Source organism: Bordetella genomosp. 13 (genome assembly GCF_007679965.1).
Taxonomy (GTDB): Bacteria; Pseudomonadota; Gammaproteobacteria; order Burkholderiales; family Burkholderiaceae_B; genus Bordetella.
The window spans coordinates 525,884-538,460 of record NZ_VEHL01000001.1; the positions used below are offsets into that span (position 1 = coordinate 525,884).

Sequence of the window (12,577 nt, forward strand, 5' to 3'; positions counted from 1 at the left end):
CAACGGAGGACGCATCATGACGACGCACCCGACCGGCACGCGCGAGCAATGGCTGGCCGCCCGCCTGGAATTGCTGCAGGCCGAGAAGGACCTGACGCGGCGCGGCGACGAGCTGGCGCGGCGCCGCCAGCAGCTGCCCTGGGTCCCGGTCGACAAGACCTACCGCTTCGACACCGAGCACGGCGAGGCGACGCTGGCGGACCTGTTCCAGGGCCGCACGCAACTGCTGGTCTATCACTTCATGTTCGGCCCCGACTACAAGGCGGGCTGTCCCTCGTGTTCGTCGATCGCCGACGGCTTCAACGGGATCGCCGTGCATCTGGCGCACCACGACGTGACGCTGATGGCGGTGTCGCGCGCGCCGCTGGCGAAGCTGCTGGCATACCGGCAGCGCATGGGCTGGTCGTTTCCGTGGGCTTCGTCGCATGGCGGCGACTTCAACTTCGACTTCAACGTGTCCTTCACCGAGGCGCAACAGCGTACGGGCGACGTCGACTACAACTTCGGGCGGCATGAGCTGCCGATGGATCCCGCCGAGGTGGCGCAAAAGGAAAACGAATTCGCGGCCGCGTGCGGCACGGATCTCGCCGCGTTTTTCCGCGACCGGCCCGGCATGAGCGCCTTCGTGCGCGAGCACGGCGTCGTCTATCACACGTACTCGACCTACGCGCGAGGCGTGGATGCGCTGTGGGGCATGTACCCATGGCTGGACCGCGCGCCGCGGGGACGCGACGAGGGCGAGACCGGCACCTGGTGGCGTCGCCATGACGAGTACGGCGGCTGACGCGGCGAGCCTGGCTCAGGCCGCCTCGCGCGATTCGCGCCGCACCGCCTGGGGCGGCACGCCGAAGCCCCGCAGGAAGACCTCGCGCATGTGGCGCCGGTCGCGGAACCCCGTCTCGCGAGCGATCACGTCCAGCGAATGGCGGCTTTGCTCGATCATCAGGCGAGCCGATTCCAGCCGCAGTCCTTCGACGGCCTTGGCGGGTGACTGCCCCGTTTCGGCGGTGAACACGCGGCTGAACTGGCGCGGGCTGAGATGCGCCACGGCCGCCAGTTCTTCCACGCCCAGCGGCCGCGCCAGGTTCTGCCGCGCGTAGGCCAGCGCGTCCTGGACGCGGTCGGACTTGGGCGCCAGCTTGAGCATCTCGGAATGCTGCGACTGTCCGCCCGAGCGGCGGTGGTGCATGACCAGGCCATGCGCGACGGAACGGGCCACGTCCGCGCCCAGGTCCTGCTCGACCATGCCCAGCGCCAGGTCCAGGCCTGCCGTCATGCCGGCGGAGGTCCAGTACGGGCCATCCACGATGAAGATACGGTCGGCCTCGACCTGGATGGCGGGATGGCGGCGCTGCAGCGTATCGGCATGGGCCCAGTGCGTGGTGGCGCGGCGGCCATCCAGCAGTCCTGCTTCGGCCAACACGAAGCCGCCGGTGCACAGGCCGGCGGTGCGCCGCGCGCGGGCGCTGACCTTGCGCAGCAATGCCAGCTCCTGCGCGCCGGGCAGGTGGCCCAGCGGATCGATGGCGCCCGCCACCATCCATGTATCGGCGCTGCTGCGCGCGGTGAGCGGCCGGGTGGCCAGCGATACGCCCAGCGTGGTGCGTGCCTGGCCACCCGGCGCCGAGTAGTTCTCGATGGCGTAGAACGGTTCGGCGACGACCAGGTTGGCGAATTCGAACGCGGCCTGGCTGGCCAGCGCCATGATCTGGAAGCCGTCGGAAAGGATGTAGCCGATGCGGTGCATGTCCGATTCCCGAAGGGAGTGTCTTAAAACATGACTATAAACGTCATTTGAGACAAATGCATCCCGCGTCAGAATGCCTCCATCGCATCACCGAACCTCAACCGAAACGACACGGAGCATTCCATGACGAAGCAGACATCCCTGGGCACGGCGCTGATCACGGGCGCATCCTCCGGCATCGGCGCCCTCTACGCGCAGCGGCTGGCGCAGCGCGGCTACGACCTCATCCTGGTGGCGCGCAGCCGGGACCGGCTCAATGCGCTGGCCAATGACATCACCACCCGCACGGGCCGCAGCATCGAGGTGTTCCCGGCCGACCTGGCCGACGCTGCGTCGCTGGCCACGGTGGAAGACAAGCTGCGGCACGACGCCAGCGTGACGCTGCTGCTGAACAACGCCGGCATCGGCACCCATACGCCGTTGCTGGACAGCGACGTGCGGCAGATGACGCGGATGATCGCGCTGAACGTCACCGCGCCGATGCGCCTGACCTATGCCGCCGTGCCCGGCTTCGTGGCGCGCGGACGCGGCGCGATCATCAACATCTCGTCCATTGTCAGCGTGGCGCCCGAAGTCCTGAATGGCGTGTATGGCGGCAGCAAGGCCTTCGTCACCGCGTTCAGCCAATCCTTGCGCCACGAACTGGCGGACAAGGGCGTGCAGGTGCAGGCGGTGTTGCCCGGCGCCACGGCCACCGAGTTCTGGGCCACGGGCGGGCTGCCCGTCGAAAACCTCGATGCACGCATCGTGATGCGTGCCGAGGACCTGGTCGACGCGGCGCTGGTGGGCTTCGATCGCGGCGAGGCCATCACCATTCCGTCGCTGCACGACGGCGCCCGGTGGGACGCGTATGAGGCCGCCCGGCAGGCGCTGTCCACCCAGCTTTCCAGCAACACCGTCGCGCCGCGCTATCTCGCCGCGCAATGAATGCCTATCCAACAGGAGCAGCGACCATGAAACTCACCGGCAACACCATCCTCATCACCGGCGGCGCATCGGGCATCGGCCGCGGCCTGGCCGAAGCCTTCCACAAGCTGGGCAACCAGGTCATCATCGCGGGCCGCCGCAAGGCCCTGCTGGAGCAGGTCGTGCAAGCCAATCCGGGCATGGACAGCGTCGAGCTGGACATCACCGATCCCGAGCAGATCCAGCGCGTGGCGCACGACGTGATGGCCCGGTATCCCGCCCTGAACGTGGTGGTGAACAATGCCGGCATCATGCCGTTCGACGACGCGGGCGGCGTGCTGGACGATGCCGAAGCCATGCGGCTGGTCGACACCAACCTGCTGGGGCCGGTGCGCCTGTCCGCGGCGTTCGCCGAGCACCTGAAGCAGCGGCCCGAGGCCTGGATCATCAACAACAGCTCGGTGCTGGCCTTCGTGCCGCTGGCCACGACCGCGCTGTATTCGGCGACCAAGGCGGCCATCCATTCGTACACGCTGTCGCAGCGCTTCATGCTGCGCGACACCAGCGTGCGCGTGCTGGAGATCGCGCCGCCGTGGGTGGACACCGACCTGATCCACAAGAGCGGCGATCCGCGCGCCATGCCGCTGGAGGCCTTCATCGCCGAGACCATGGACAAGCTGGCCGACGCCCAGACCGAAGTGCTGGTGGATGCGGTGCAGATCATGCGGGCTAACCCCGGCCCGGGCGAGCACGCGTTCGTCGAGCAATTCAACCAGATGCTGGTGGACGAGCCGATTCCGATAGGCTGAGGGCGACGACCACGACGCCGCGGATCGTAAAAGCCGGCGGCCAATGCAGGACGGCCCGCGGATGCATCCGCGGGCCGTCCTGCATTGGTACCGAAGGCGGCGCGTCGGCGCCGGCCGTCAGGCCTCAATACACCTTCTGGCGTACCGCCGCGCCGGGACGCGGCTCGAAGGCCGGCACCGTCCGGTTCTTCAGCGCTTCACCCTTGGCATTCCACACCAGCGTCTCGGCCGGGAATGACTCGTCGCGCGTCATCCTGTCGATCTGCGCGGCGATCGCCTTGCCGGCGCCGTCCACCTCGGGATTCCAGGTGAACACGCCGTACTGTCCGTACCACGCTGCGGGCGCTTCGGCATCCAGGCGGCGATCCGGGCACATGACCAAGCCTTGATCCAGCAGCACGCGCAGCGCGCCCACGGGCACCAGCTTCACGGTGGGCGTCGTGCGGTCCTTGCTGTGGCCCGGGCACACGTTGGCGCTGCGGGACACGGTGGTCTCGACGACCTCGCGGTCGGATTGGGCGAACGCGGAGGATGCGGCGCAGAGCGCGACAGCGGCGGCAGTCCAGGCGAGCGTGGTACGGCGGGTCATGCGTGGGCCTCCTGTCCGACGAGGACGGTTCGTGAGGATTCGGGCCGGTCGGCGTCACGGCGGCGCCGCGCGCGCAGGCCTGGCTTCAGCGTGCGGCGATGGTATCAGCCACGAAGTTTCGCGGACTGTTACAGGTGCGACAGGACGAATACGCAAAAATCGCTGGCCATCGGGAGGGTTTGGACGTGCGGTTCACTTATCGATACGAGCGGGTCGATTTCGTGCGTGCCTGCATCGCGCTGGCCCGGCCGTCGATGCCGCGGCGGCTGGCCTGGTGCGTGGCCTGGCTCGTGTGCATGGTCGGATTCATGATGTGGACGCTCGAGCCCCACCAGCGCCTGCCGGGCCTGCGGCTGCTGGCCACCGGCGGGTTTCCCTGGTCGGGTTATGCCATTCTGGTGGGCTGCCTGCTGTTGATCTGGTTTCGCGCCGAGGTGCTGGGATGGCTGTTCTGCGCACCGGCTTATGGCCGCACCGCGCTGGCGGGCCAGGACGTGGCGGTGGAACTGGGCCAGGACGGCATATGGGCCGGCAACGACAACGTGAACACGCGCGTGGCCTGGGCCGGCGTGCAGCGGATCGTCGAGACGCCGGCGCTGCTGCTGTTCGTGATCTCCCGGCGCGAGGGCATCCTGCTGCCGCGCCGCGCCATTCCGTCCGAAGCGGCGCGCCAGGAGGCGCTTGCCCTGGCGCGCGCCAGGGTCGACGCGGCGCGGGCGCGGTACGGGTTGACGCCCCGCGATCCTTCGTGAACCGGCCGGCGGCGATCGCGGCGCCGTGTGAAATATTGAAACCATAAGGGCGCAATCCACTATTCCAATGGCGGAAAATTTGTGCCAGATTTGCACTTGCGCACAGAACAAGCACAAGGCGCGAAGTCACGGATAAAAGATACAAGCTGTAGAACAGCAGCATCCGAGAGCCTCTAGCAACGCGGATGGCGAATATCCGCTCCCACGCTTCGCCGTAGGAGACGACCATGAAATCTGTGCGCAAGATCGCTGTCCTCGCGCTGGCCGGCGCTTACGCGGCCGCGCTGGGCCCCGCCGCCCACGCGGCGGTGTATACCAACGGCACGGCCACCGCCAACATGGCGGTGACGCTCACCATCGCGGCCAACTGCACCATCGCCGCCGCGCCGCTGAATTTCGGCTCCACCGGCGTGCTGGCCACGCCGGTCAACCAGACCAGCACGCTCACCGTCACCTGCACCAACACCACGCCGTACAACATCGGCCTGGACGCGGGCACGGTCACCGGGTCCACCATCGCCGCCCGGCTGTTGGCCGGCACGGGCACCGGCAACACCGCCACCACGGTCGGCTTCCAGCTGTACCAGAACGCAGGCCGTACGGTGATCTGGGGCAATACGCAGGACACCAATACCGTGCCCGGCACCGGAACCGGCACGGCGCAGACCATCACCGTGTACGGCCAGGTGGCCGCGCAGTCCACGCCGCGTCCGGACACCTACCAGACCAGCGTCACCGCGACCGTCTACTTCTGACCCGCGTCTGCACAGGATGAGCAGACCGACTGCATGGCTGGCAGCCGGGCTGGCGGCGGCCAGCCTTTCCGCGGGCGCGGCGAATCTTCAGATATCGCCCGTCACCATAGACCTGCGCGCCGAGGAGACCGCCACCGCGATCACGCTGACCAACGCGGGCAGCGAGCCGCTGTACGGCCAGGTGCGGGTGTTCGGCTGGGACCAGACGCTGGACGACGACAAGCTGTCGGCCACCGCGGACCTGATGGCCAGCCCGCCGTTGATCCAGGTGCCGCCCGGTGGGCAGCAGATCATCCGCCTGCTGCGCGTCAAGCCGCAGGCGGCGTCTTCGGAGCAGACCTACCGCATGCTGGTCGACGAGATCGCGCCGCCCTCGCAGCTGCCTGCCAGCGGCGTCACCGTGCGCCTGCGCTACTCCGTCCCGATCTTCGTCAATCCGGCCGCCGAAGGGCGACCCGAGTTGAACTGGACGCTGCACCCGGGCCCGGACGGCTGGCAGCTCGAGGTAGCCAATCGCGGCAATCGCCGCGCCCAGATCAGCGCCGTGAAACTGCTGGCTGGCGGCCGTGCCTACGAGCTCAATCGCGGCCTGATGGGCTATGCGCTGGCGGGCCGCACGCGGCGCTGGCGCATCCCGTTGGGCAACGACGTGGCGCTGGCGGGCGCGATGAAGATCCAGGCGCGGATCAACGCCAGTCCCATCGAGGCGCCGGTGACCGCCGAACGCAGGCGCTGACGGCCGGCCGCGATGCGAGCGCCGACCCGCAACGGCCGCGTGCGACGGGGCAATGCATGGGGCGTGGCGCTGTGGCTGGCGCTGGCGAGCGGCGGGCAGGCGCGGGCAGCACAGCCCTCGCCATATCCCGCCGCCCATGAGGTATATCTGACCGTGAGTATCAATGGACAGGCCACCACGCTGATATCGCGCTTTCGCGAGGCCAACGGCCGCCTGTATGCCTTGCCGTCGGACCTGGACAGCCTGGGCATCAAGCTGGACGGCACGGGAGTGCGGCAGGGCGGCGACGTCGCGCTCGACGCCATTCCCGGGCTGCGCTACCGCTACGACGCGGCCACGCAGAGCGTCAGCATCGAGGCGCCGGACCGCTTGCGCAAGCCGTTCGGCCTGGACACGCGCGGCCTGCAGCCCACGCCGCCCGCCACCTCGGGCCGCGGCCTGCTGCTGAACTACGACGCCTACGCGCTGACGGGCAGGGACGGCAGCCTGGCCGTGTGGAACGAGGCGCGCTGGTTCGCGCCCTCGGGCGCGTTCAGCAACACCGGCATCGGCTACCTGTATGGCCCCTTGCGGCGCTACACGCGGTTCGACACGTACTGGGCCTCCTCGGACGCCCAGACGCTGCGCACCACGCAGGTCGGCGACATGATATCCGGCTCGCTGGACTGGTCGCGCTCGGTGCGCCTGGGCGGCCTGCAATGGCGCAAGAACTTCTCGCTGCGCCCGGACCTGGTCACGTTCCCGCTGCCCCTGCTGAGCGGTTCCGCCGCCGTGCCTTCGGCGGTGGACGTCTACGTGAACAACATCCGCCAGTATTCGGGCAACGTGCCCAGCGGCCCTTTCGTGGTCAACAACGTGCCCGGCATCACGGGGGCGGGCGTGGCCAGCATCGTGACGCGCGACGCGCTGGGCCGCCCCATCTCGACCTCGCTGCCCATCTACATCGACTCGCGGCTGCTGTCCGAAGGCCTGTCGGGCTATTCGGTGGACGTGGGTTTCCTGCGCAGGAACTACGGCCTGCGCTCGTTCGATTACCAGCCCCGGCCCGCGGGCAGCGGCACGTACCGCTACGGCGTGAGCGATGCGCTGACCGTCGAGGCGCATGCCGAGGCTTCCCGCGACGTCTACAACCTGGGCGGCGGCGCCATGGTGCGGCTCGGATCGGCCGGAGTGATCGACGCCTCGCTGGCCGCCAGCACGGGCGATTTCCAGGGCGCCCAGGCGGGCGTGGGCTACCAGTACATCCGGCCGGATTTCTCGCTGGACGTGCGCGCGCTGCGCAAGATCGCCGACTACGGCGACCTGGCCAGCGGCGACGGCACGCCGGTCCCGGACGCCAACGACCGCATCACGCTGTCCATGCCGATCGGGCGCAGCCAGACGGTGGCGGTGAGCTATATCGGGCTGCGCTATCCGGGCATCGAGAAGTCCGAGATCGGCTCGCTGTCGTATGCCGTCAACGCGGGCCAGCGCATCACGCTCAACCTGAACGCGTTCAAGGATTTCAATCGCCCGGACTCCTCGGGCTTCTTCCTCGGCGTGAGCATCGGCCTGGACGATGGGATCTCCGCGACCGCCACCGCGGGCCGGCAGGGCGGACGCGACACGTACAACGTGGGCGCGACGCGCACGCCGGACTACGGCGGCGGCTGGGGCTGGGGCGTGCAGGCGGGCAGCGCGGGCGTGGTCGATTACCGCCAGGCCTGGGGCCAGTACCTGGGCCGCTACGGGCAGGCGACCGCCACCGCGCAGCAGCTGGACGGACGCACGCAGCTGTCGCTGGACATGAGCGGCGGCGTGGTGGTGATGGATGGCCACGTGGAGGCCTCGCGGCAGATCTACGACGGCTTCGCGCTGGTGTCGACGGACGGCGTGGCCGGCGTGCCGGTGCTGAGCCAGAACCGCCGCATCGGCCATACCGGTTCGAGCGGCTATCTGGTGGTGCCCAACCTGAATGCGTACCAACGCAACGAAATCTCCATCGACACCCTGGCGCTGCCCGCCGACGCGCGCATCGGCAGCACGCGGCAGGAGGTCGTGCCGCAGGCGCTGTCGGGCGTGCTGGCGCGTTTCGAGATGAACCGCTACTCGGCCGCGTCCATCATCCTGCGCGGGCCCGGCGGCAAGCCGCCGGCGGTGGGCAGCCGCGTGCGCCACGAGCAGAGCGGCAAGGAGACCGTGGTGGGCTACGACGGCATCGCGTTCGTCGATGGCCTGGTCGAGCGGAACACCGTGCGGGTCGAGGGCAAGGACCTCGCATGCGTCGCGAGCTTCCGCTACCAGCGGCCGGCCGATGGATCGCTGCCCACGATAGGTCCGTTGGACTGCGTGCCCACGGCGGGCCGGCCATGAGGCGCCACGCATGGCTGCTGCTGGCGCTGTGCGCCGCGCTGGCCGGCCATGCGCGGCAGGCGCAGGCGCAGACCTGCACCGCGACCATGACGCCCATCGTGATCCCGTCGGTCAGCCCGATCCGCAACGTGGCCTTCACCAGCTCGGGCACGATCTCGGTCACCTGCAACTGGGGGCTGCTGAACCTGGAGCCGAACACGCAGGTATGCCTGAACCTGGCCACGGGGTCGGCCTCGGCCAGCCAGAATCCGCGCACCCTGGGCAACGGCGGCAACCGGCTGCAATACCGCGTGGCCGACAGCGCCAACGCCAACTACAGCCCCTTGTGGGGCTCGACGGCGACGGGCACCACGCCGATCTCGTTCACGATGACGCAGCCCGTGCTGGGCACCAGCGCGACGCGGATCGTGACGATCAATGCCCAGGTGACGCCCAACCAGACCACGGTGCCGACCGTGAACAATGCCACGACCGTCTACACCGAAAGCCTGGTGGCCACCATGCGCTACGGCTACTGGGGCATCCTGACGCCGCAGCCGAGCTGCGCCACCGCGCCCTCGACCTACACCTTCACGCCGCAGATCTCCGCCAACGTCATCAACGACTGCACCATCAGCGCCTCGCCGATGAACTTCGGATCGCAGGGGCTGCTGGCCACGACGGTGAACGCGACCGCGTCGCTGAGCGTGCGCTGCACCAACAACGATGCCTATGCCATCGCGCTGAACGGCGGCGGCAACGGCACCGTGGCCGCGCGCAACATGATGCGGCAGGGCGGCCAGCAGCTGGTGCCGTATCAGCTGTATCTGGACCCCGCGCGCACGACGCCGTGGGGCGACGGCACGCTGGGCACGTCGCGCGTGACGCGCACGGGCACCGGCCTGGACGAGGTGATCACGGTGTACGGGAGCATCCAGCCCCAGGCCGCGCCGGTGCCGGGCACCTACACCGACACGGTACTGGCCACGGTCTATTTCTGAGCTAGAAGGTGACGATCCAGACGTCCTGGGTGGCCGTGCTGGACGCATCGCCGGACGCAGGGTCCGCGTCGTCGGCAGGCAGAGCGGTGGCGGGCTGCGGCTGGCCGTGGTTGGCGGCGACGTGGACGGGATCGCCATGCAGGCAGGCCACGCGGGGCGCGTCGGCCTGCGCCGCCTGCGCCACGGCGCACACGCTGGCGATGGTGAACTGCACCTGCATGACGGCGTTGGTGGGGAAGGTGGCGGCCCGGGACGCGGCGGAGCCGGCCGATGCCGCGGCCAGGGCGGCCAGGCACAGGCAGCGTAGGGCATGCATGGGCATGCTGCGGTTCGTGGACATGACGGGGAGGGCGGGGCGGGGAGACGCTGCGCGGATGGCGGCCGCGATGGCGGGATTCTCCCAGAATCCCCGGGTTACGTGTTCGGCCGTTGCGTGGCGGACACGGCCCCAATATCGGCGGTGCGGCCTAGGGTTTTCCATGAAGCCCGGCGCATACGGCCCGGCGGAAAGCCGCGCCAGCCATGGCGTTGCGGGCGGCGCGGCCCGGGAAGTGGCTTCCTGCAACGGTCTTCGGGGTTCTTGTTTCGGTCGGCTACAAAAGGAGAGTAATATCACCCCTCCCGCAGCCCGGGCTTCAGGGCCGGCAGCTGCACGCCGCCGTCGTCACGGCCGGCGAAAAAATACCGAGACACCCATTATCCAAAGGACGCTTCCATGAGATCCATGACCAAACTCGCCCTGGCCCTGGCGGCTCTCGGCGCGATGGGCGCCGCGCAGGCCGCCGACATCAAGCTGGGTGTTGCCGAGGCCCTGTCCGGCGGCGCCGCGCAGTACGGCATTTCGATCCGCAACGGCTTCCAGTTGGCGGCCGAAGAGATCAACGCCGCCGGCGGCATCAACGGCGACAAGCTGGTGCTGGTGGTCGAAGATGAGCAGGGCAAGAAAGAAGAAGCCATCAACGTCTTCAAGAAACTGATCTTCCAGGACAAGGTCCTGATGGTGTTCGGTCCCACGCTGTCGAACTCGGCCCAGGCCGCCGACCCGATCGCGCAGGCCGCCAAGACCGTGGCTTTCGGCACGTCCAACACGGCCGACGGCATCACCTCCATCGGCAACTACGTGTTCCGCAATTCCGTGACCGAAGCCGACGTGCTGCCGGCCACCCTGGACACCGTGCGCCGCAAGACCGGCATGAAGAACGTGGCGGTGCTCTACGGCAACGACGACGTCTTCACCAAGAGCGGCTACGACAACTTCAAGAAGGCCCTGGAAGACCAGAAGGTGCCGGTGACGACCACCGAGACCTTCGCCAAGGGCGACGTCGACTTCAAGGCCCAGCTGACCAAGATCAAGGGCACCAACCCCGACGCCCTGGTGCTGTCGGCCCTGTTGGCCGAAGGCGGCCCGATCATGGTGCAGGCCCGCCAGCTGGGCATGAACATCCCGGTCATCGGCGGCAACGGCATGAACTCGGTCAAGATCTTCGACCTGGCTCCCGGCGGCGCGTCCAACAACCTGTGGATCGGCAGCCCCTGGTCCATCGAGAACAAGACGGCCGAGAACACCAAGTTCATCGACTCCTACACCAAGAAGTACGGCGCCGCGCCCGACCAGTTCTCGGCCCAGGCCTACGACGCGATGTACATCGTCAGCCAGGGTCTGAAGAAGATCAAGCTGTCGGGCGACCTGCCCAAGGACCGCACCGCGCTGCGCGATGCGCTGCCGGACGTGAAGTGGACCGGCGCCACCGGCGCGTTCCAGTTCCGCCAGGCGATGGACCGTTCGGGCAAGAACCCCGCCGGCTACGACGCCCAGCAGGCGCCGATCGTCAGCGTGACCAAGGACGGCAAGTACGTCATCGAGAAGTAAGGCGGTAACCACGCCCACCCGCTGCCGGACGGCGGGTGGACAACGTCTGGGCGGCGGAAGCGCCGCCCTGCGGCATTTTGAGATACCGCCGCTTCCAAGGTAAAAAAGCGCTCCCGCGGGAGTAGCGAACCGAAGCGCGGTGCGGGGCCTTCTGCCGCTTGGCTGTTTTTTCGCCGCTGTTTTTCCTCCGGAATTCCCATGCTTGAACAACAATTCGTCAACGCCCTGTCGCTGGGCTGCGTGTACGCGCTGTTCGCGCTCGGCTTCACGCTGGTCTTCGGCGTGCTGGGCGTCATCAACCTGGCGCACGGCGCGGTCTTCATGGTGGGCGCGTATGCCGCGCTGGTCGTCATCAGCCACGCGGGCCTGCCGCTGTGGGCCGGACTGATCGCCTCCGTGGTGGTGGCCGGCCTGGTCGGGGCCCTGGTCGACTTCCTGGTGCTCAAGCCGTTGCGCAAGCGCAATGCGCCCCACCTGATCCCCATGATCGCCACCATCGGCGTGGCCATCATCCTGAACAACGGCGCACAGGCCCTGTTCGGCGCCGGCAACCTGCGCTTCCCGATGGGCACGGTGCCGGAAGAGGTGCTGGAGATCGCGGGCCTGCACGTCACGGTCATCGAGCTGTGCATCATCCTGCTGTCGGTCGTGCTGATGGCCGCGCTGATGATCATCATGCGCCGCACGCAGTTCGGCCGCGCCATGCGCGCCGTGGCCGAGTCGCCCAAGGCAGCCTGGCTGCTGGGCATCGACGTCGAGAAGCTGTTCCTGATCACGTCGTTCGCGGCGGCCGGCCTGGGCGGCCTGGCGGGCGTGCTGATCGGCCTGTATTCGAACGCGCTGTTCCCGCTGATGGGCCAGCCGATGCTGCACAAGGGCATCGCGGTCATCATCCTGGGCGGCATGGGCGACATCCGCGGCGCCATGCTGGGCGGCCTGTTCCTGGGCTTCGCCGAGGTGCTGTCGGTGGCCTACATCGGCTCGACCATGCGCGATGCGGTCGCGTTCGGTCTGCTGTTCCTGATCCTGCTGCTGCGCCCGCAAGGCCTGTTCGGCAAAGTCGCGCAACGGAAGGCATGAC

At 68.5% G+C, this 12,577-nt stretch carries 13 protein-coding genes; 10 read left to right on the forward strand and 3 right to left on the reverse strand.

What is annotated here, in order from left to right; translation table 11 throughout:
- Positions 1–16: 16 nt before the first annotated feature.
- Positions 17–784, forward strand: a complete 768-nt coding sequence (locus FS845_RS02465; protein ID WP_144630544.1) for a DUF899 domain-containing protein — start codon at positions 17–19, stop codon at positions 782–784.
- 15 nt (positions 785–799) lie between these two features.
- Here the strand turns inward: FS845_RS02465 and FS845_RS02470 are convergent, their stop codons facing one another.
- Complete coding sequence (locus FS845_RS02470) at positions 800–1,747, reverse strand: GlxA family transcriptional regulator (RefSeq protein ID WP_144630545.1); 948 nt, start codon at positions 1,745–1,747, stop codon at positions 800–802.
- Between the two features lie 123 nt (positions 1,748–1,870).
- On the opposite strand from FS845_RS02470, the gene FS845_RS02475 reads away from it, so the two are divergent.
- Both FS845_RS02475 and FS845_RS02480 read left to right on the forward strand, forming a co-directional pair.
- Entirely contained in the window at positions 1,871–2,674 is an 804-nt protein-coding gene (locus FS845_RS02475; RefSeq protein WP_144630546.1) for an SDR family NAD(P)-dependent oxidoreductase, read from the forward strand.
- A 26-nt stretch (positions 2,675–2,700) separates the two neighbouring features.
- Complete coding sequence (locus FS845_RS02480) at positions 2,701–3,462, forward strand: SDR family oxidoreductase (protein ID WP_144630547.1); 762 nt, start codon at positions 2,701–2,703, stop codon at positions 3,460–3,462.
- 124 nt (positions 3,463–3,586) lie between these two features.
- On the opposite strand, the gene FS845_RS02485 is transcribed toward FS845_RS02480, so the two are convergent.
- A complete protein-coding gene (locus FS845_RS02485; RefSeq protein WP_144630548.1) occupies positions 3,587–4,051 on the reverse strand; it encodes a hypothetical protein in 465 nt (154 codons plus the stop codon).
- Positions 4,052–4,236: 185 nt separating this feature from the next.
- Between FS845_RS02485 and FS845_RS02490 the strand changes: the two genes are divergently transcribed.
- The 5 genes from FS845_RS02490 (at position 4,237) to FS845_RS02510 (ending at position 9,626) form a co-directional block, all read left to right on the forward strand.
- Positions 4,237–4,803: a YcxB family protein gene (locus FS845_RS02490; protein ID WP_186332128.1), complete on the forward strand. Its 567-nt coding sequence runs from the start codon at positions 4,237–4,239 to the stop codon at positions 4,801–4,803.
- Positions 4,804–5,030: 227 nt separating this feature from the next.
- Entirely contained in the window at positions 5,031–5,558 is a 528-nt protein-coding gene (locus FS845_RS02495) for a spore coat U domain-containing protein (RefSeq protein WP_144630550.1), read from the forward strand.
- A 16-nt stretch (positions 5,559–5,574) separates the two neighbouring features.
- Positions 5,575–6,294: a molecular chaperone gene (locus FS845_RS02500; RefSeq protein ID WP_144630551.1), complete on the forward strand. Its 720-nt coding sequence runs from the start codon at positions 5,575–5,577 to the stop codon at positions 6,292–6,294.
- A 12-nt stretch (positions 6,295–6,306) separates the two neighbouring features.
- The gene (locus FS845_RS02505; RefSeq protein WP_144630552.1) at positions 6,307–8,646 is read left to right on the forward strand and encodes a fimbria/pilus outer membrane usher protein; all 2,340 of its coding nucleotides are present in this window, start codon (positions 6,307–6,309) and stop codon (positions 8,644–8,646) included.
- Positions 8,643–9,626, forward strand: coding sequence for a spore coat protein U domain-containing protein (locus FS845_RS02510; RefSeq protein ID WP_186332129.1), 984 nt, complete (start codon positions 8,643–8,645; stop codon positions 9,624–9,626). Before FS845_RS02505 ends, FS845_RS02510 begins: the two co-directional genes overlap by 4 nt.
- A 1-nt stretch (position 9,627) precedes the next feature.
- Here FS845_RS02510 and FS845_RS02515 read toward each other — a convergent pair whose 3' ends face one another.
- Entirely contained in the window at positions 9,628–9,942 is a 315-nt protein-coding gene (locus tag FS845_RS02515; RefSeq protein ID WP_144630554.1) for a hypothetical protein, read from the reverse strand.
- Between the two features lie 399 nt (positions 9,943–10,341).
- Here FS845_RS02515 and FS845_RS02520 point away from each other — a divergent pair, with 399 nt between their 5' ends.
- Complete coding sequence (locus FS845_RS02520; protein WP_144630555.1) at positions 10,342–11,496, forward strand: ABC transporter substrate-binding protein; 1,155 nt, start codon at positions 10,342–10,344, stop codon at positions 11,494–11,496.
- Between the two features lie 198 nt (positions 11,497–11,694).
- A complete protein-coding gene (locus FS845_RS02525; RefSeq protein WP_144630556.1) occupies positions 11,695–12,576 on the forward strand; it encodes a branched-chain amino acid ABC transporter permease in 882 nt (293 codons plus the stop codon).
- The last annotated feature ends 1 nt before the right edge of the window (position 12,577 follow it).

Coding starts and splice junctions, on each gene's coding strand:
- FS845_RS02465 (WP_144630544.1), top strand. CDS start 17: ATGACGACGCACCCGACCGGCACGCGCGAGCAATGGCTGGCCGCCCGC.
- FS845_RS02470 (WP_144630545.1), bottom strand. CDS start 1,747: ATGCACCGCATCGGCTACATCCTTTCCGACGGCTTCCAGATCATGGCG.
- FS845_RS02475 (WP_144630546.1), top strand. CDS start 1,871: ATGACGAAGCAGACATCCCTGGGCACGGCGCTGATCACGGGCGCATCC.
- FS845_RS02480 (WP_144630547.1), top strand. CDS start 2,701: ATGAAACTCACCGGCAACACCATCCTCATCACCGGCGGCGCATCGGGC.
- FS845_RS02485 (WP_144630548.1), bottom strand. CDS start 4,051: ATGACCCGCCGTACCACGCTCGCCTGGACTGCCGCCGCTGTCGCGCTC.
- FS845_RS02495 (WP_144630550.1), top strand. CDS start 5,031: ATGAAATCTGTGCGCAAGATCGCTGTCCTCGCGCTGGCCGGCGCTTAC.
- FS845_RS02500 (WP_144630551.1), top strand. CDS start 5,575: ATGAGCAGACCGACTGCATGGCTGGCAGCCGGGCTGGCGGCGGCCAGC.
- FS845_RS02505 (WP_144630552.1), top strand. CDS start 6,307: ATGCGAGCGCCGACCCGCAACGGCCGCGTGCGACGGGGCAATGCATGG.
- FS845_RS02510 (WP_186332129.1), top strand. CDS start 8,643: ATGAGGCGCCACGCATGGCTGCTGCTGGCGCTGTGCGCCGCGCTGGCC.
- FS845_RS02515 (WP_144630554.1), bottom strand. CDS start 9,942: ATGCATGCCCTACGCTGCCTGTGCCTGGCCGCCCTGGCCGCGGCATCG.
- FS845_RS02520 (WP_144630555.1), top strand. CDS start 10,342: ATGAGATCCATGACCAAACTCGCCCTGGCCCTGGCGGCTCTCGGCGCG.
- FS845_RS02525 (WP_144630556.1), top strand. CDS start 11,695: ATGCTTGAACAACAATTCGTCAACGCCCTGTCGCTGGGCTGCGTGTAC.